The sequence below is a fragment of the Flavobacterium sp. GL_143 genome (assembly GCF_057834355.1).
In genome coordinates this window covers 169,045-187,577 of record NZ_CM174401.1, presented here as the reverse complement: position 1 = coordinate 187,577, position 18,533 = coordinate 169,045, and the positions used below count along the sequence as shown (strand labels likewise).

Sequence of the window (18,533 nt, the reverse complement as noted above, 5' to 3'; positions counted from 1 at the left end):
AATCACGAATTAAAAAGATTTTATTACTAAATTTATTTTTACAAACGATTACATAAAAAACAATAGTAACAAAGTTGTATTTAATTTAAACCGATAAAACTATGAAAGTACAATATCAAGGAGAACATAATGGGAAACCGACAACATTCGAAATAAGAATAATTGGTAATAATCTTTCTAAATCTAGTTCTAATTATCAAATCGATTTATTGGTAGGAGATAATAAACTGCCTATAACTTCATCAATGATACATCAGAGTTTATCTAATTGTTTAAAAGATATTTACTTATTCCGCAAAGCAAATAATATAAAGTTTGATCCCAATTCTGAAAAAGTATTGCCAAACTTAGTACCATACGATTTAGTATTGTATAACTATAATAAGCATGCCTTGTTTATGGCTTAGGAGGAAGGTTTCCTTTTTAGGTTCTGAGGCACTAAGGTTCAAAGGGACAGAGGCTTCTCAGTTTGTCTATAATGAGGTTCAGAGTAGCAAGGTTCAGAGGCTCTTAGTTTGTCTGTAAAGAGGTTAAAGCCTTCATTATGAGTAAAAAACGCAATATTATCATGAGAGATAGTATTGCGTTTTTTTATGTTCAATCCAAAAACTTAGCATCTTAGTACCTCAGAACCTTAGTGCCTTTTTTAAACCCTTTGAACCTTCTAAGTAAACTAAGAAAACAATAATAATTATTTCGAGTATAAAATAAATTATACCTAAAAGGGTTAGTTTATGGAAATGGTAAATTATAAGTCCCGTTGTAAGGCAACAATATAAAGCATTAGCAATCATGATTATATTTAGATAAAAGCGCCATTTGTTAGAAACAAACAAATAACAACACAAAGAGTATGTTGCGAAAATAAACGCTATAGCCGATAAAATATAAAGCGTTTCTTGAGGCATTCCGAAACTATATTGAAATCTTATCAAGACAAATCCCAATAAGAAAGCAGTTAAAAATGCACCAATACTATCCAAAAGGAATATATTTTTTGGGTTAGAGCTAAGTTTGGATATTACGGAGTTTGGGTTGTTTCGCATTTTTTCTTTTTGAGGTTCAAAGGTTCTGAGGCATTAAGGTTTTAAGTATTCGCAATCTTGTCATTCTGAGCGTCCCGAAGCTTCGGGAGAAGAACACATAAGTAGCTCGACAATCAAAGCCAAATATTATTTTAAAGTTTTAATTCAAGGGGACAAGGAACTTGATTTCATGTGCCAAAGAACTCTAATTTATTAAATTCTATTCAATTTTATCATAGCCCACGGTTTCAACCGTGTGATACAGATTGCGATAATTCATTGCGTTCCAACGGTTGAAACCGTTGGCTATGTTTATAGCATGTTATTTGTGGCTCGAATCCGTTGTCGAGCTATTAGTTTGATTTATATTATCTGAGTTTTCCTTGCATCAAATCACAAAATTGCATTTTATGTTCAATCCAAACCTTAGTACCTCAGTATCTTTGTGCCTTTGAACCTTTTTTCAAAACCTTTTTCAAAACCTTTCTACACACAAACTGAGAAACCTTTGTCCCTTTGCATCTCAGAACCTCAGAACCTTTTAGACTTTAAAATTTCCTCAACAATTCTTTTATTAATATCAATCTTGGCACCTGTAAATACAAAAATGGTTGTTTTGTATTCTCGGGCATTTTTATTTGTGATAGAATCGGCTATTATAGCAGTCTGAAAGTATGGACCAGTTTCTGCCATTTCATCATCATTTTCATGGTATTCCTTAACTCGTATTAAGTTGTTGTATTGTATATCAAGATTAAACCAGTTAATATAATCGGCATTAAAAGAGACGGCTTTTATTCCTTGTTTAGTATAATAATTAATAGCTCCTGCCTGTCCATAATTGTCACAAAGAACGAGGGTTTTCTTTTTCTCTGGATTTGGAATAGTTGCATAAACCGAATCGGTTTTGCGGGCAAGTTCTTTCCAACCAAGCATATCGGCGTAATCCTGAGGTAAATTATGATCTTTGCCATCTTCCCATTTAAGCATGCCTAGTTTTTTGTAGCCTTCGGGATGCTTTATGATGTATTCAGGACTTTTATTAGGAAAAGACAAGTTGTACATAGGGATAAACAACAACAACGGAATGATTACAAATACAGGCTGTAAATAACGTTTCTTACCCGAGTTTAAAATTTGTGAAAGATAAACAGCGCCAAAAGCAATGTAAATAGGATACAGTCCAATTGCGTAATAAGCTTTGGCTTTAAAGTATAGAAAAACGATTATTGTAAAGATAAGTGAGCTGAAAAAGAATCTATATTTCTCGAAAGGTTTATAAAATAATAACGCATATAAAGCGGAGAGAATTACAAGAGAAGAACCTATAAAATAAAGGAATTGCTTTTTTAAAAATTCTACGCGATCCATATTTATCAATTGTGTTTCGGCGAGTTCCTTCATGTGGTGAACAACCGGAAAATGGTTGTTGTATTGCCATAAAAGATTTGGAAGAATCAATACTAAACCTAAAAGTAAGGCGATATAGAGCTTTTTTTCTGTAAATATTTTTCTTTGTTTAGATAGTATTAAGGCAGGAAGTAAACCTATAAGTAGGAAAAGAATATTGTATTTGTTGAGGAATCCAAAGGCAAATGCAATTGCTCCTATATAAAGCCATTTAGGTTTTTCGGTTGTAACGTATTGTATTAGGATATAATAAAATCCTGTCCAACATAATACGTCGAGAGAGTTGGGCTGATAAAGAATGTTTATTCGCAGTAATGACGAAAATATAATGCAAGTTGCACCGAGAATTAAAGCATATAAATTTCCGTTGAGCTTTTCGATAGTTTTCCAGACGATTAAAAGTGTTAAAACACCAAAAAGAGCTGGGAAGAATTTTACCCAGAAAACAGAATTTCCGAGTAACAGGATGATATAAGAAATCCAGGATGTTACAGGAGGAACCGATAAATATCCCCAAGCGAGATGATTTGCCTGGTCGAGATGTAGGTATTCATCACGTTGCAAATCATATTCCGGACTTATTAATATGTATTGTAAAGCAAACTTTAAAATAATAAATCCGAGTAAGATTATGGTTTTCTTAGTCATGGGGTTCGTGGTCTAAATAGCTAAAATGGTTTGTATTAATTCTTTAGCTAATATATAATTTATTTTAATTTTAGACCAAGATGAAAATACGAGAACTTATAAAGTTCTAGATTCTCTAAAATTTTTTTTATTTATGCATTTTGTTTTAATTCGTATTCGATATGGTTGTCTTCCAGATTACCAATTTTAATGAAGTTAAGACGCTCAAGAAGTTTTATTGCGTTTTGGTTTTCCTGAGATGTTTCGGCCCAAATACGGTTTAATCCTATATGATTATTTCCAAATTCTATGGCCAGAGTCATTGCCAAAGTCATAAAACCTTGTCCACGATATTGAGGCAATAAAACACAACCAAGTTCTCCGGCTCCAATGTCTAGTCCGCGATAGTAGCCACAAGTTCCAACAATTTTATTGGTTGTATTATCTGCAATACCCCAATGTATAGAGTTGCCATCAGTATAATCTTTATCGATTTTAGCTTGCATTTCTGCTGCTTGCTCTAGTGTTTTTGCTTGAACAGCATCATAATACGAAATTTCGATGATGTCGTTAAGATCAGAAGGCAGTATTTGGCGCAAAGAGATTTTATCGCCAATAACGTTTGCAAAACTATTGTAAGGAGGTAATTTCATTTTACATTTTTTTATTGTTTGGTTTAGCTAATATATAATTTATTTTGAGGTAGACTTAAATAGGAAAGCTGTAAAATGCAAAAGCTCCGGATTTCTCCGAAGCTTTGTTTATGATATAAAATGATTATGTATTGTATTTAATGTGTAGCGTTTATTCTAATTGTTGCCTTTAGTAACGCTAATCCTTTAACGTTTTTAAAGTGAATATCTTTAGCTTGATGCTGAGGATTTTCGCTTACTAATTGTATCCAATCTTCGCCTTTATCCGATTTTTGGACTTTTTTAATCATTACAAATTCTTCAGAATCATCGGTTATTAAAGAAACCAAATACATTTCGCCCCAAAAAATATTCTCTGGAATGTTATTTACTTTTTTGTACACAATAATATCTCCACTTTTTAAAAGAGGATACATACTATCACCATTTACATAAATAGCACCATCGCATTTTGGTAAACCAGGAATCGAAATAAAATCTATTGGGTCTTGGTTGGCATCTTTAAACAAAGAAACAATTCCAGCAGAATCCTGGATATCGTATAAAGGCACTTTATTTTGTGCAGTTTTATTATAAACAGAATTTGGTTCCTGAAGTAAATTATTTCCTAAATCAGACTCGTCTTCAAAACCAATTGGCTTTAAAATCATGTTTCCTCTTCCCATTAAAAGCCATTCGGCACTAATATCTGGATAGACATTGAGTATATGCTCTATTTTTGATACACCAATATCTCTAACCTTATCTAAAAAACCATTAGAAAGACCAGTTTCGATATAGAATTTTCTTTTGTTAATTCCTTTATATTTAATAAGTTGTAGGATTCTGTCGATAATCATTGTATATATTTATAGATTATTTACTCAATTTATTATAATATGTAGGATATACTCTATATATTTGTAACATTATAAGAAAAAGATTAACTAAAAGACAAACGTACAAAAAAAAAGAAGAAGTATGCTTATGACTCACGTATCATTAGCAGCTTGTACAAGAAATGAGGCGAAAGTCTTTAGTATTCAGGAGTGTTTAGGTGGTTATAAGGGCAAGATTAGTAGCTACAAAATAGGGGATGTTTTAACAAGTAAAAGTAAATTATGGATTATCCGATTAAAATAGCACAAAGTAATCCCCATCGTGAGCGATTGGAAAAAGTAATTAAAGATTTGCTTCATTTTATCGAAGCAGGAGCAGTTTATGTATCCTATAGTGCTAGCAATAATGTAGTTATTATAACATTTGTCCTGAAAGAAAATTGTAGTCAGGACGGAGATGCATTAAATGAAACAACTCATAAATTCATAAAATTATATCCTGATTTTGTCTTTAAATTCATTAATTCTAATTGGGTAGATTATGGATTTAAAAAAGGAAAATTGTTTTTTATACAACATTGTACTTTTAAAGAATTGGTTTATTTTGAGCCAGATTCTAAAGTATTCTATCCACGTACAGACACTTCTAAACAATTGTCTAAAAGAGCCAAAAAACGATTTGATATAGACATTGAAGCTGCGGTTGTAATTTTTCGTAATGTTTCTATTTATACCAGAAACAATAAGCGGGTAGAAGCAGCCTTTGCATTGCATCAAACCTTGCGTTATATTTATATCTGTGCTTCAGAGTTTCTTATGCCAGAATTTATTAGTTCTACGTGTTTATTAATGCATTATGATTATATAATAGATTTTGCACCTACATTTAAAACCATACTTAATAAAGAAAACCAAGAAGATAAAGAGATTTTGGTAATGCTTAATGCCGCTTACAATAGCATACAGCAAAACCGTGATATGGTCGATATTGATGCTGCATTAATTGATAAAGCCAAAGGAAAAATCGAATTAATGCAGAGAGAAATTAACAGACTCTTTATTGAATACGTAAAATCGTGTAAACAAAAAGTAAGAGAACTGAATAATCAATCTTTTTTAGGGGAATCGATTTTTAATGGAAGAATCCAGCCTAATTATATTATGGATGAGGCATTCTCCCAGATAAGTGCTGTAATTGTAGAATCCCTTAAAACAAGATCAATATATTGTTTTGGATATACAACAAATCATAATCAGGAATTAATAGATAAAAATAAGAATTATAGTAATGAACTTCCTGATTATCATTTTTATTTGTTGGTTCTTAACCTGGAACATATAGAGAATGTGATAGAGTTGCTGCAAACTCAGATTACGGAGAAATTTGGGAATAAGTATAAAGTAACCATCCTTAATCATAGTGCTAGTTACTTGCGTAAGAAAAGCCAAAACAAGAAATATTTCTTAGATACTATTATAGCAAACGGACTCTTGATTTATAATAATCCTTTATATCTTGTTTATTCTAATGTTTTTGAGGTGGAAAGAGATACAGATTTTTCAAAGAAATATTTTGAAAACCGTATGTTGCTTGCTCAACAGTTCCTTAGCCTTGCTCAAAATTGTTTTATAGAAGATTCGACTTTTATAAAAAATATACTCCATCATAAAGCTGTTGAACAAATAGCAGGAGGACTCATTTACTTGTTTCTGGGATATCACTCGGGTAAGTTTTCTATGAATTATTTATTTTCTTTATTGAATTACATAGAAGAAATTGAGTTTCCTTTTGATTTTACTGATGAAAAAGAAACAGCAATCCATCAGCTGATGATTGCAAATTCTGAAATGTCAGGATCTAAAGATGTGCAAAGTGTAACTATCGAAGATGGAAATATTCTAGAAGAAAAGTGTATTAAATTCTTTATGATGGCAAAAGAAATAGCCGAAAAAGAATTTGAAAGACTAGAGAATCGTTCGGATTTGTCAACGTAACGCTAGGCGAAATTTTTTATGCATTGAAATTAATTGTAGCAATAGGTATCATTGGTTTATGAGATTTTTTTGGTTTAACCAATAAAAAAAACAATTACTCGTTTACTGCCAATGTATCTTCTAAATTAATTACTTTGTATAAAATTTAAAGTCAAATGAATAAAATTTACTACCATATTCTTTTTTGGGTATTTATCTTTTTATATGTATTTGATTATATAGCCTCTTTTTACAATTTCAAAGAAAGTGTTTTGTACTCTTCTCTTGAAGTTATATTTTTTGGTATAGAATTTTATATTAATCTATTGGTTTTACTTCCGTTTGTTTTAAACAAAAAAGGGAAAATAGCCTATATAGCATCTCTAGTTGTCTTATTAAGTCTTAGTTTCTCTATTTATTACTTTACGGGTTTAAATGTTATTTTGTACGATGATGATTTACTAAAGTCTTTTACATCTTTTCTTTTAAACCATTCGCTTTATATTTTTATCTCCTATATCGTTTGGGTTTTTAATAAATATTTTACCGAGAAACAGTTGCGATTACAATTAGAAAACGAAAAATTACAAACGGAAATGATGCTGCTAAAATCTCAAATTAGCCCACATTTTCTTTTTAATGCGCTCAATAATATTTATGCATTAACCGTAATAAAAAGTGATAATGCACCCAAAATGCTTGCTACTCTGGCAGATATACTTCGTTATTTTCTTTACGAAGGCAGCAAAAAACAAACGTCTTTAACATCAGAAATTGAGATAATCAATAAGTATATTCAGATTCAAAAATATCGCCAGATAGAAGGGATGGATAATATCACGTTTAATGTTTCCGACGACAATTCGGTAGAAGAAGTACCACCATTGTTACTCATTACACTTATAGAAAATGCGTTTAAACACGGTGATATTATTGAAAGTAAAAATGGATTTGTTACAATAGATTTAAAAACGATCCAGAATAAGATTGAATTCTCGATTGCAAATTCATTTCAGTTTAAATCAAATAATCAAGGAATTGGATTGCAGAATTTAGAGTCTCAGCTTAAAAATTTGTTTGGGAATGAATATGAATTAAAAGTTGAAGATAACAATTCGATATATAAAGTAAGCCTAAGTTTTTATGGAAACAAAGACAGTATATAAATGTTTAATCGTCGATGACGAAACTCTTGCCCGTATATTAATACGCACGCATTTGCTGCAAATTCCAGAACTCGAAGTTGTACACGAATGCTCATCGGCTATAGAAGCAGACAAATACTTAAAAACGCATAAAGTTGATTTAGTTTTTTTAGATATTCAGATGCAGCATTTATCAGGAATAGATTTTTTAAAGTCATTACAAAATCCGCCAAAAGTAATTTTTACAACTGCTTACTCAGAATTTGCTTTGGATGGTTATGAATTAAACATTGTAGATTATTTATTAAAACCAATAACATTTGAGCGCTTTTATAAAGCAGCAACCAGAGCATTAGAATTATTGAATTTAGAGAATGATACCAAAGATGCTACCGAAGCTACTTTTGTAGATAAATCGATAGTTATAAAATCCAGCCATCAGCATATTAAAATTCTCTTGACAGATATTTTATACATAGAAGGGCTTCATAAATATGTAAAAATTGTTACGGAGAAAAAAAATTACACAACCTTAATTGCTCTGTCAACAATGGAAGAAGAACTTTCGAACCAGACTTTTTATCGTTGCCATCGTTCCTTTATTGTTAACCTCAATAAGGTAGAATTAATAGATGGTAATCTAGCCATTATTGGCACTCATAAAGTGCCGATTAGTAAACTAAACAAACAAGAATTTCTAGCCAAATTAGGTAAGAGAATTGGTTAAGAAATAAGCAAAACAAACTTTCTGTACCCAAAACAATCCATTTGGGAGAAAAAAAATAATTAGGGGTTTAATAAGTATTCTATTTGTCGAATAATTATTAAACCCCTTCCCGTATTAGTCAATAGTTTTTGCCTAAAATAAAAGAGGAATTATAGTTATACCAAAGAGTATAAATAATTTAAAAAACAAAAAAAATGAACAATAAAGCAATCTTAACTATGACTTTTGCAATTATAATTTCGGCTTGCGATAGCGCAGATCTTGATGCGACAACATCTAAACCAGATCCAACTAAGCCACTTACTTCTGTTCTTTATACGATGCCAGAAGAATCTTCGACTCATGAAGGAACGTGGTTACAATGGCCACATCAATATGAGTACGGAGTAAGTTATAGAAATAGTCTGGATGCAACATGGGTTGCTATGACCAAAGCATTAGAGTCTACAGAAAAAGTTCATATTATAGCGTATGATACAACAGAAAAATCAAGAATAGAAAAACTTTTGGCAACAGCCGGAATACCATTAACTAATGTTGATTTTAAAATACATCAAACAAACGACGTTTGGGTTAGGGATAACGGTCCTATTTTTGCCAAAAGCCAATCAGGTCAGTTAGTACTTCAGGACTGGGGATTTAATGGTTGGGGAGAAAAATTTGGTTATGAAAAATGTGATGCAATCCCATCTTTTATAGCATCAGAAATTGGTATGACAGCAATAAAAGTTCCGATGGTAAACGAAGGCGGAGCTGTAGAACTAGATGGTAATGGCGTATTAATGGCTACTAAAAGTGCTGTTTTGAGTCAGAAAAACAGATCGACCAGAAATTACGGTATGACACAAGCTCAAGCAGAAGCTAATTTCACAAAGTATTATGGTGCTACAAAATTTATTTGGTTAGAAGGAGGTTTTAGTAAATACGATGTAACCGATATGCATATTGATGGAATTGCAAAGTTTGTTCCTGGTAATAAATTGGTAACGATGAGTAATGATGATTTGCTGGATTGGGGATTAAAGCAAAGTGATATCGATTTATTGTATAATGCCTCTAACAAAAATAATCAGGCATATACCAAAGTTTATTTGCCATTATCTCAAAATGATGTAGTAACTACAAACGGAACCAATTTAGGCTATAAAGGATGTTATATAAACTTTTATATCTTCAACGGAAAAGTATTAGTGCCAAATTATAATGATCCTAATGATGCTGTAGCAAATAATATTATTGCAGGTTTGTTTCCGGGTAGAAAGGTTATAGGAATCGATGTTCGAAATTTATACAAAAATGGAGGAATGGTGCATTGTGTAACACAGCAACAACCGAAATAATAAAAAAGAATTAAAAATACCACGAGTGCTTCATTAAAGGAGAAAGTTCAAAACCTCTTCAAATGTTTCATTTTGGAGAGGTTTTTTATTTAAATTTAATTTATATCAGTGTAAAGATGTTCTTCTTAACTTAATGATATTCTATTCAGGTAACGTACTTTTTAATTCATTCAAAAAAGTATTTTGCATATATTTGAAATATGGATATAAATAATAAAAACATAGCTACAAGGCGAGCCACAAATGCCGATTTGCCTAAACTTTCAGAATTTTTGCAACATCTTGTTAATGCAGAACGTCCGTTTGACCCAACATTAAGAGAGGGCGAAATATTCTATTATGATATACAAGAACTTATATTAGATGAGGTGACGGAAGTTCTGGTTGTCGAAAGCGATAATCAAATTATCGGATGCGGATATGCGCAAATCCGATCGGCAAAAGATTTCCAGAAACATGAATTATTCGGGTATATAGGTTTCATGTTTGTGAGCCCCGAATTTAGAGGAAAAGGTGTTAGTAATCTAATACTTAACGACCTTAAAAAATGGGTTTTATCTCAAGGAATAACAGAGGTAAGACTCGAAGTATATTATGAGAATGAATCGGCAGTTAAAGCATATGAAAAAGCGGGCTTTAAAAATCTAACTACAACAATGCGCTGTGTTATTGGATAATGATTTAGTTATATATTTTGAACACAAATTTCACTAATTTACACAAACCTTAATGGTTAATTTAGTGGTAATTAGTGAAATTCGTGTTTGTTTTGTATTCATAACCTCAGCAAAAAACTATTTTGAATCAAAGACATTTGTCTGAAACCAATCTCGTGTTTTATCAATCATTTCTTGTCCGTATTGTTTACGAATTGTATCATGAACCCATTGCAGGTTTTTTTCTCGTAACGAATCCTTTATCTTGTTTTCTGTCTCAATCATTGCCAGATGTATTGCACAAAAGTTGCCTTTTTTCCAAGGAAGATTTTCCTTGTCCAGCAGTACACAATTACCTCTGATTTCGTTGCATTCAAAAAAAGATATTTCTCCTTCTACAGCAAGAATTATATCCAGAAATGTAATCTCTGTGGCAGATCTGGCGAGTTTATAACCACCTTTTACACCTATATTTGAGCGTACAATTCCTGCTTTTTTTAGTTTAGTAAAAGCCTTAGCGAGATAAGTTTCTGATATGTTTTGGAAATTTGCCAAATCACGTACAGTAATCGTATTCCCTTCTGGAGGATCTATTAAATACACCAATGAGTGTATCGCATATTCTACATTCTTTCCTAAAGTTGGCATATAATCGATTTGATAAAATTCATAAGAATCTAGTTTTAATTCGTTGGCAGTAATTACTTAGTTTGTTCGCTTTGTTTGGGGCATAAAAAATATTAAACACATAGAGACATAGATTTTATGTATGGCAAAGGAGACAAAAAGAAATGCATTTTTTTTACATAATATAACTATGTGTGTTTTAAATAAGTGAAACACCTTTTTTAAGCAAACAAAAACTATGTTTCTATGTGTTAAAAATGTTAGTTTCTATATTAAACAGCATTTTGGCTCACATTCGGAACTTCAGGATAAGAATCTTCCAAAGCAGTTTTAACATCATCTGCAGGATAGATTAATTTAGTAGTAACTTCCATTTTTATAGTTTTTCCTTCAATCCCACTGGCTACCAGTTTGCGATCCCAGCCACTAGTTAGCATTCCGTCTTGCTGACCTAAATCTAAACAAGTTACATAATCAGTATAACTGTACGGTTTAAGCGGTTGCGAAAATAAATCGTTAACAGCATTATGTCCAGCCCATTTGCCAAGGAACATAGAAAACTGACAAGCCATAAGCGAACTATTCCCTTTATCGTCAACCGGAATATTAGCAACATCACCAGCAGCAATTACGTTTTCATATTCTTCCAATTTTAAATATTCATTTACATGAAGTCGCCCCAGTTTATCTTTTTTTCCTTTAAAAAAGTTACAAAGAGAACTTGCCACTAATCCAACAGTCGAAATAACTGTTTGCGAAGCTATAAAACGACCATCACTTAATGTGGCTCCGTTATTTTCTACTGCGGCCAGATATACACCGTTTGCAATAGTAATATCTTTGGCTTTTAATGTCTCTAATACATAATCTTGAGCTTCAGGAGCATAATAATTCCCTACTTTCTCTGACTTTTCGATAAGTACTACTTCAAATTCAATTGCATCCTGACCAAGATCGGCTAAAATTTTATTTGCTTTTTCTTTGATCACAGTTGCTACTTCAAGTCCCGTTAATCCGCTTCCTGCAACTACAAAAGTTGTAGCTCCTTCGCCTTCAAATTTTTTATTTGCCAATTGTGTTAAATGATCTTCTAGTTTCTGAGCACCATAAAAAGTATCAACATTAAATGTGTTTTCAATACCAGGAATATTTATAGCTTTCAGGACACTTCCAGAAGATAAGATTAGATAATCATAGCTCAACAATCTTGATCCGCTTTCGGTTGCTACTGTTACCTTTTTTTGGTCAGGATCTATGATTTCTGCTTTACCAATAATAAGTTTAATACCTAATGGTTTAAAGTATTTATTTAATTCGACCCTTAAACCTTCCAGAGAAACTTCGTATAATCTTGGGCGAATGGTCATATACGCATCCATATTAACTAAAGTTACCTCTAATTCATTTTCTTTTTTTAGTTCACGACTTTGGCGTATAGCGCTTAAAGCACTCCAAAAACCTGCAAAACCACCTCCGATAATTAATAATTGTTTTTTCATTTTTATAATAGATAATTACGATAATAATTGTCGCAAATTAAGGCAAATTAAATCATATTGTAAAATTATTCTTTCATTATTTAATTTTAAATATTTAAAAATGTAGTTAAATACTGATAATCAGATATTGTAATTTTGCATTTTAACTTTTCGGATAACCTTTATTATAAACAATAGAAAAGTGGAGACACATTTGTTTTGTATTCTTTTTCAGACACCTTTATGATTAAGAGAGAAATTTATTTTAGAAACTAAATCTGAAAAAATAAGTCTTTAATTGGTTGATAGTTAATGTTTTGTTTTTTTAGAAGAGTAGGAGATTGAGCCCTTTAAATATGGGAGATTGCATTTTTTAAAGCTTACTATTTTTATCGAGTCTAAATTAAGTTATATTTGCAACTTTTAATCACCTTTCTGTTATATATCATATAACTGCATTACAAATTAACTACAATGACTTATTGTAATAGTCTCCCGCCAATATTTTCTAAAAGCATTATTCTGTTAGTATTCATCTTATTTTCTAACCTTGGTTTTACACAAAATATAAATAAGTTAAATATTCAGATTACCGTTAAAGATGCCGAAAGTAAACTGCCTATAAAAGGGGCTTTGCTAACTGTAGAAGGATCGTCTCAGAAATATGAAGCACAATCAGACGATTTTGGAAGCATTGTTCTGAATGCTATTGTAAGCGGTAATTACAAAATAAAGCTATCACATTCAGGTTACGAAACCATCGAAAAAAAGCTAGAGTTTACAACCAATCAAAATTTGTCTTTAGAGTTAAAACCTGCAAGTATTGAGTTAAACGAAGTAGTTATTACAGCTACAGAGTCTCGAGGAATGACAAGTACCTCTATTATCGATAAAAGAGCCATGCAGCATTTGCAGCCTTCGAGCTTTACCGATTTATTAGAACTATTACCGGGCGGACGCTCAAAAGATCCTGTGTTTAATGCATCAAATCATATTAAATTAAGAGAAGTAGGTATAGCCGATTCTAATTATGATATTTCCTCTCTTGGAACCGCTTTTGTAATCGACGGAATTCCTCTTAATACCGACGCTAACTTGCAATATTCGACTGGACCAAGAATGACTATTACTCCGGGTTCCGGATATGCAAATACACGCAGAAACACAACATCAAAAGGAGTAGACATGCGCTCTATATCTACAGATCAAATTGAGAAAGTCGAAATTATAAGAGGTATTCCATCTGTAGAATATGGAGATTTAACTAGCGGACTTATTAAAATTAAACGAAAAAGAGGACGCAGTAATTGGGAATCTCGTTTTAAAGCAGATGAATTTAGTAAGCTGTATTATTTAGGAAAAGGGTTTGAATCTGAAGAGAAACGATTTGTATTGAATGTTGGGCTTGATTATTTGGATGCAAAATCGGACCCTCGTAATAGTTTCGAAAACTACAAAAGAATCACTGCATCTATACGAGTGCAAAAAACATGGGAGGATGATTCTTATCTGCTTCAATGGGATTCTAGTTTAGATTATAGCGGTTCGATGGATAATGAGAGAGCAGATCCTAATGTTGGTTACGCAAAAATTGATAGATATAGTTCTGATTATAATCGATTTTCTATAGCTAACTCTTTTGATTTAGACTTTAAAACATCACGATTTTTAAAATCGATTCATGTAGCTACATCACTTAGTCAGCAATATGATAAAATCGAACAAACCAAATGGGTACAAGTATCAAATGCTACAGCGATACCTAATAATACAGAACAAGGAGAATCCGACGGTATTTTTTTAACGCCTCAATACGCCTCAGATCTTCTGGTTGATGGTAAACCATTTGATGCTTTTTTAAAAGCAATGGGAGATTTTGAAGTTCGTTTATTTGGAATAACACATGCTTTAAAAGCAGGTTCGGAGTGGACATATTCTAAAAATAACGGGAAAGGTCAGGTTTATGATACAACCCATCCGCCATCTCCAGAAATGACAACACGCCCCAGATCCTACAAAGATATTCCTGCTAGTACAGATATTGCTTTTTTTGCCGAAGATGCTATTACAATTCCTTTAGGAAAACATCAATTAAACCTTGCGGGTGGTATTCGAGCCATGTCATTATTAAATGTACCATCGGCTTATGCTATACACGGAAAATATTATTTTGATCCCCGAATTAATGCACAATGGGTACTTCCGTCTTTCAAGATAGAGAAACATGCATTAAAAACGGAACTTACAGTAGGAGCAGGGCAATATACTAAGTTCCCAACATTGGCACAGCTTTATCCCGATTATGTATATAATGATTTGGTGCAGCTTAACTATTATCATAATACTCCCGAATACCGAAGAATTAATTTAATGACCTATAAAACGTCTGCAATAAATTACGATTTAACGCCGGCAATAAATAAAAAATGGGAAGTTCGCACAGATTTCTCTTATGATAATAACCGATTCTCTGTTACTTTTTTTAATGAACGTTTAGATTCCGGATTCAGAAGTGGGTCACGATATCATGCGCTTTCTTATAAAAAATACGATAGTAGTTCTATAGATCCTTCATCATTAACATCGCAACCTGATCTTGCCCAAATGAGTTTTGTAATGGATACTTTATTAACCACTTACAACATTACAAAAAACGGAAGTAAACTACTAAAAAGCGGTGTTGAATTTCAGTTTTCGTCTAAACGTTTTAAAGCTATAAATACGCGATTTACAGTAAATGGTGCTTGGTTTAAAACGACTTATACTAATAGTAATCCTGTGTATAAAAGTGGACAAAAAGATATAATTATTAATGGCAAACGACTTCCGTATTTAGGTCTTTACCAGTGGGACGATGGCTCTATAAAACAGCAATTAAATACAAACTTAATTGTCGATACTTATATTCCTTCACTTGGTTTAGAATTTTCTAGTTCCTTTCAATTTATGTGGTTTAGAAGCAATCAATCTACACCTATGAACGGAACACCAATTGCTTATATAAATCCTTCGGGAGAACAATATCCTTATCTCGAAGAAGATAAATCAGATCCTATTTTGCAATGGTTGGATATAAAATACAACGACGATTTATTTGAGAAAAGAACAATCCCAATGTCAATGAATATGAATTTGAAAATCTCTAAAGATTTTTATAAAAAAATCAGAATATCAATGTTCGTTAACCGACTCTTTAGTTACTATCAAAACTACGAAATCAATGGGCAGAAGATAGAACAAAGAGGGCTCACTTCTCCTTATTTCGGGATGGAATTAAACTTGAATTTATAATCTTTAATATTAAATAAATACCTCAATTATGAAAATTAAACTATTACCCATTTATCTCACAATAGCCATAATGGCTTTACTACAATCTTGCTCAAAAGATGACGATAATTATAGTAGCAACCAAACCGCTATAAGCTTAAAACTTGTTAACCCAGAAGATTTAAATAATGTTGTACTTTCTAACCTTTCGGTATCTTTTAAAGAACTTAATACAGGCAAAATAACAGAGAGTAAGTCATTTGTAAATAATGATCTTTCTATCGAATTAAGTGAGGGATCTTACGAAATTTCTATCAACGGAAAAATTCAATATTCTGCGGGAGAAAGTACTGTTGAGGCAGCAGTAAGCGGTTACAAAGAATCGGTTGTTATTACAGGAAAAACAGCGCTGGTTTCTTTAAACCTTTTCCTAAAAACAAGCCAATCAGATTTTATTATCGAAGAAGTGTTTTTTACAGGAACGCGAACTGCCGAAGGAAAACAATATCTAGGAGACAAATACTTTAAAATTTACAACAATACAGATAAAGTATTATACGCAGATGGATTAATGATTGCCCAATCGGAATTTATGACGGTAGAGAAACAGGCTTATACGCCTAATATCATGGCAAAATCTTTTGCTGCATCGGCAATTGCTATTGTTCCCGGAACAGGAACTACATATCCTATTGCTCCAGGAGGGTTTTTTATTATTGCTGAAGATGCAATTAATCATAAAGAATACAACCCAGGTTCAATTGATTTAAGAACAGCCAATTTCGAATTTTATACAGAAGATGCAGATGACGTAGATAATCCTGCAGTTCCTAATATGGAGAATTTATTCTCATCGATGATTGTACATAACAGAGGATTCAAGAGCTTTGTTATTGCTCGTTTGCCAATAAATAAAGATACTTACTTGGCAGATTACACGTACGACTATGAATATAACTTGGTAGTAGGAGGAGAAAGTTATCCTATGGGAGAGAGTGTTTACTCTATTCCTAATTCATGGATTGTAGATGCAGTTAATTTAAGTGTTGCGTCAGAATTTCAATGGATTGTTACCGACCCTTCATTGGATATGGGATGGACATACTGCGGAAAAGTCGATGCAGACCAAAGTCGTTACGGAAAAAGTGTTCGTCGTAAAGTGCTTTCAACGGACTCAAAAGGTAAAAAAGAATTGAAAGACACCAATAACTCTACATTAGATTTTAGCCCTGAGGTTAAACCATCTTTAATGAATTAATAATTTAATCATGAGTTTTCGTTCCCTCTTTCTATTTATTATTTTTAGTTCAGCTATGCTACATGCACAGGATAGTACCTCGGTTCTTATCCGTATTCATGAGGATTTAGCTCCCGAAAATAATTTTTCTGGTGCATTTTATACAAATCCTGCAAATATGCAATATGCTCGCCGCTATTCCTTATCAGAGTTTAGCGCCGGTTATAATACTACATCGCAGCAAACCAATATTCAACAATTAGGAAATGGCATTAGTGAGTTTCTTATTAACGCACAATCCTATTATAAGATTGATCCTAAAAATACGGTTTGGGGAAATGCAAACTATAAAAATGGTCAACGTAAAAATGTACAATGGAACGAAAGCTCAGATTATCAGGTGATATATCCTTATGTAACCGCCGATTCTATAGGAGGAGATCTTTCTTTTGAAGAATATTCTTTTAAAGGAGGTTATACTAAAGGATATCAAAAAATGACTCTAGGAATCGTTGCCGAATACCGTGCCTTGATGGAATACCGAGATATAGATCCCAGACCTAAAAATACAGTTTCGGATCTTAAAGTAGCACTCGGAATATCACGAAATATAGGAAATCATTATGCGATTGGATCGGCTATTAATTTGCAAAAATACACACAGTCAAATAATTTGAAATTCTTCAGCGAGTTAGGTGCTCCCGCTGTTTATCATATGACAGGACTTGGAGTCTATAACAACCTGCTCACAGGAAACAAACTGAGTTCTTATTATGATGGGAAAGGATATGGAGCAAATGTGCAATTATTTCCAAAAGACAGGAATGGTTTTGCTTTATCTATTGGATATAACCATTTTGATTATGAAAAAATAATGACCGAATTTCAAGACCTTATCGCATCTAGTATTCTAGAGAAACGGTATGATGGAGAACTTTCTTATTTAAAAAAATCAGAAGAAAAGGCTTGGGGTACAAAAATCGGATTTTATTATATAGACCGAGCAGGAACCGAAAACATATTCGACAATCAGACTTCATCATCTTACGTAAAAATATCCGAAGCTACTAAATATACAAACCAGGTTACATCGGTTATATTCTCAGGTTTATACAGTATTCCTAATCCAGAATTATCATGGTCTATTGCGCCAAGTTTTAATTTAAAAAATACAGCAACAAAGTATATCGATCCCTTAAGAACTATCGATGTTCAGCAAGGTATTGGCCGATTAGATTTTTCGGTTTCAAAACTGGTGTCGCAATCATTAATCAAAGTCTCGACATCTTTAGAGCATAGCTGGGCTTTAGATTCTAAGATGAAACTTAGTGACCGCATAAATACAAATCAAATTTTTGAAATGTTAGATTATAATTTTGCTTACTTATCAGCAGCATATACTAAAGTAAATCTAACAGCACGTTGGGATTACAAATATGAAACAGACCTTAATTTTTTTATCAAAACAGGTTTGGATTACTACAATTATTCTAAAAACAAAAACAATACTTATTTTCAAATGTCACTAGGAATGACGTTTTAATAG

Annotated in this window: 14 protein-coding genes; 9 read left to right on the top strand and 5 right to left on the bottom strand. The window is 32.2% G+C overall.

Translation table 11 applies throughout. The annotated features are described in order from the left end of the window. Positions 1-101: 101 nt before the first annotated feature. A complete protein-coding gene (locus AC3IPI_RS00810) occupies positions 102-407 on the top strand; it encodes a hypothetical protein (protein ID WP_039118743.1) in 306 nt (101 codons plus the stop codon). A gap of 1,149 nt (positions 408-1,556) precedes the next feature. Here the strand turns inward: AC3IPI_RS00810 and AC3IPI_RS00805 are convergent. From AC3IPI_RS00805 to AC3IPI_RS00795, 3 genes are all read right to left on the bottom strand, one after another. Beyond that, positions 1,557-3,083 carry an ArnT family glycosyltransferase gene (locus tag AC3IPI_RS00805; protein WP_489156506.1) on the bottom strand — a complete coding sequence of 509 codons (1,527 nt, stop codon included), beginning with the start codon at positions 3,081-3,083 and terminating at the stop codon, positions 1,557-1,559. Positions 3,084-3,214: 131 nt separating this feature from the next. Further along, positions 3,215-3,715, bottom strand: a complete 501-nt coding sequence (locus AC3IPI_RS00800; RefSeq protein ID WP_489156504.1) for a GNAT family N-acetyltransferase — start codon at positions 3,713-3,715, stop codon at positions 3,215-3,217. Positions 3,716-3,852: 137 nt separating this feature from the next. Beyond that, the gene (locus AC3IPI_RS00795) at positions 3,853-4,554 is read right to left on the bottom strand and encodes a S24 family peptidase (RefSeq protein WP_489156502.1); all 702 of its coding nucleotides are present in this window, start codon (positions 4,552-4,554) and stop codon (positions 3,853-3,855) included. Between the two features lie 261 nt (positions 4,555-4,815). On the opposite strand from AC3IPI_RS00795, the gene AC3IPI_RS00790 reads away from it, so the two are divergent. The 5 genes from AC3IPI_RS00790 (at position 4,816) to AC3IPI_RS00770 (ending at position 10,396) form a co-directional block, all read left to right on the top strand. Beyond that, positions 4,816-6,528, top strand: coding sequence for a hypothetical protein (locus tag AC3IPI_RS00790; protein WP_489156500.1), 1,713 nt, complete (start codon positions 4,816-4,818; stop codon positions 6,526-6,528). 155 nt (positions 6,529-6,683) lie between these two features. Continuing rightward, complete coding sequence (locus tag AC3IPI_RS00785; protein ID WP_489156498.1) at positions 6,684-7,673, top strand: sensor histidine kinase; 990 nt, start codon at positions 6,684-6,686, stop codon at positions 7,671-7,673. Next, entirely contained in the window at positions 7,651-8,379 is a 729-nt protein-coding gene (locus AC3IPI_RS00780; protein ID WP_489156496.1) for a LytR/AlgR family response regulator transcription factor, read from the top strand. The genes AC3IPI_RS00785 and AC3IPI_RS00780 overlap by 23 nt, the downstream gene beginning before the upstream one ends. Positions 8,380-8,573: 194 nt before the next feature. After that, positions 8,574-9,719, top strand: a complete 1,146-nt coding sequence (locus AC3IPI_RS00775) for an agmatine deiminase family protein (protein ID WP_489156494.1) — start codon at positions 8,574-8,576, stop codon at positions 9,717-9,719. A gap of 200 nt (positions 9,720-9,919) precedes the next feature. Continuing rightward, on the top strand, positions 9,920-10,396 hold the full coding sequence (locus tag AC3IPI_RS00770; RefSeq protein ID WP_489156492.1) for a GNAT family N-acetyltransferase: 477 nt from the start codon (positions 9,920-9,922) through the stop codon (positions 10,394-10,396). 117 nt (positions 10,397-10,513) lie between these two features. Here the strand turns inward: AC3IPI_RS00770 and AC3IPI_RS00765 are convergent, their stop codons facing one another. Together AC3IPI_RS00765 and AC3IPI_RS00760 are read right to left on the bottom strand one after the other, a co-directional pair. Continuing rightward, positions 10,514-11,023 (bottom strand): RrF2 family transcriptional regulator, encoded by a 510-nt coding sequence (locus AC3IPI_RS00765; protein WP_489156490.1) that lies wholly within the window; start codon positions 11,021-11,023, stop codon positions 10,514-10,516. A gap of 251 nt (positions 11,024-11,274) precedes the next feature. Continuing rightward, positions 11,275-12,501: an NAD(P)/FAD-dependent oxidoreductase gene (locus AC3IPI_RS00760; RefSeq protein ID WP_489156488.1), complete on the bottom strand. Its 1,227-nt coding sequence runs from the start codon at positions 12,499-12,501 to the stop codon at positions 11,275-11,277. 453 nt (positions 12,502-12,954) lie between these two features. On the opposite strand from AC3IPI_RS00760, the gene AC3IPI_RS00755 reads away from it, so the two are divergent. The 3 genes from AC3IPI_RS00755 to AC3IPI_RS00745 are packed head-to-tail and all read left to right on the top strand — an operon-like array spanning position 12,955 to position 18,530. Further along, positions 12,955-15,771 carry a TonB-dependent receptor gene (locus tag AC3IPI_RS00755; protein WP_489156486.1) on the top strand — a complete coding sequence of 939 codons (2,817 nt, stop codon included), beginning with the start codon at positions 12,955-12,957 and terminating at the stop codon, positions 15,769-15,771. A gap of 28 nt (positions 15,772-15,799) precedes the next feature. Then, positions 15,800-17,008, top strand: coding sequence for a DUF4876 domain-containing protein (locus AC3IPI_RS00750; RefSeq protein ID WP_489156484.1), 1,209 nt, complete (start codon positions 15,800-15,802; stop codon positions 17,006-17,008). 10 nt (positions 17,009-17,018) lie between these two features. After that, positions 17,019-18,530 carry a DUF6850 family outer membrane beta-barrel protein gene (locus tag AC3IPI_RS00745; protein WP_489156482.1) on the top strand — a complete coding sequence of 504 codons (1,512 nt, stop codon included), beginning with the start codon at positions 17,019-17,021 and terminating at the stop codon, positions 18,528-18,530. The last annotated feature ends 3 nt before the right edge of the window (positions 18,531-18,533 follow it).

Excerpts from the sequence above, each read along its gene's own strand:
- AC3IPI_RS00810 (WP_039118743.1), top strand. The coding sequence starts at position 102 with ATGAAAGTACAATATCAAGGAGAACATAATGGGAAACCGACAACATTC.
- AC3IPI_RS00805 (WP_489156506.1), bottom strand. The coding sequence starts at position 3,083 with ATGACTAAGAAAACCATAATCTTACTCGGATTTATTATTTTAAAGTTT.
- AC3IPI_RS00800 (WP_489156504.1), bottom strand. The coding sequence starts at position 3,715 with ATGAAATTACCTCCTTACAATAGTTTTGCAAACGTTATTGGCGATAAA.
- AC3IPI_RS00795 (WP_489156502.1), bottom strand. The coding sequence starts at position 4,554 with ATGATTATCGACAGAATCCTACAACTTATTAAATATAAAGGAATTAAC.
- AC3IPI_RS00790 (WP_489156500.1), top strand. The coding sequence starts at position 4,816 with ATGGATTATCCGATTAAAATAGCACAAAGTAATCCCCATCGTGAGCGA.
- AC3IPI_RS00785 (WP_489156498.1), top strand. The coding sequence starts at position 6,684 with ATGAATAAAATTTACTACCATATTCTTTTTTGGGTATTTATCTTTTTA.
- AC3IPI_RS00780 (WP_489156496.1), top strand. The coding sequence starts at position 7,651 with ATGGAAACAAAGACAGTATATAAATGTTTAATCGTCGATGACGAAACT.
- AC3IPI_RS00775 (WP_489156494.1), top strand. The coding sequence starts at position 8,574 with ATGAACAATAAAGCAATCTTAACTATGACTTTTGCAATTATAATTTCG.
- AC3IPI_RS00770 (WP_489156492.1), top strand. The coding sequence starts at position 9,920 with ATGGATATAAATAATAAAAACATAGCTACAAGGCGAGCCACAAATGCC.
- AC3IPI_RS00765 (WP_489156490.1), bottom strand. The coding sequence starts at position 11,023 with ATGCCAACTTTAGGAAAGAATGTAGAATATGCGATACACTCATTGGTG.
- AC3IPI_RS00760 (WP_489156488.1), bottom strand. The coding sequence starts at position 12,501 with ATGAAAAAACAATTATTAATTATCGGAGGTGGTTTTGCAGGTTTTTGG.
- AC3IPI_RS00755 (WP_489156486.1), top strand. The coding sequence starts at position 12,955 with ATGACTTATTGTAATAGTCTCCCGCCAATATTTTCTAAAAGCATTATT.
- AC3IPI_RS00750 (WP_489156484.1), top strand. The coding sequence starts at position 15,800 with ATGAAAATTAAACTATTACCCATTTATCTCACAATAGCCATAATGGCT.
- AC3IPI_RS00745 (WP_489156482.1), top strand. The coding sequence starts at position 17,019 with ATGAGTTTTCGTTCCCTCTTTCTATTTATTATTTTTAGTTCAGCTATG.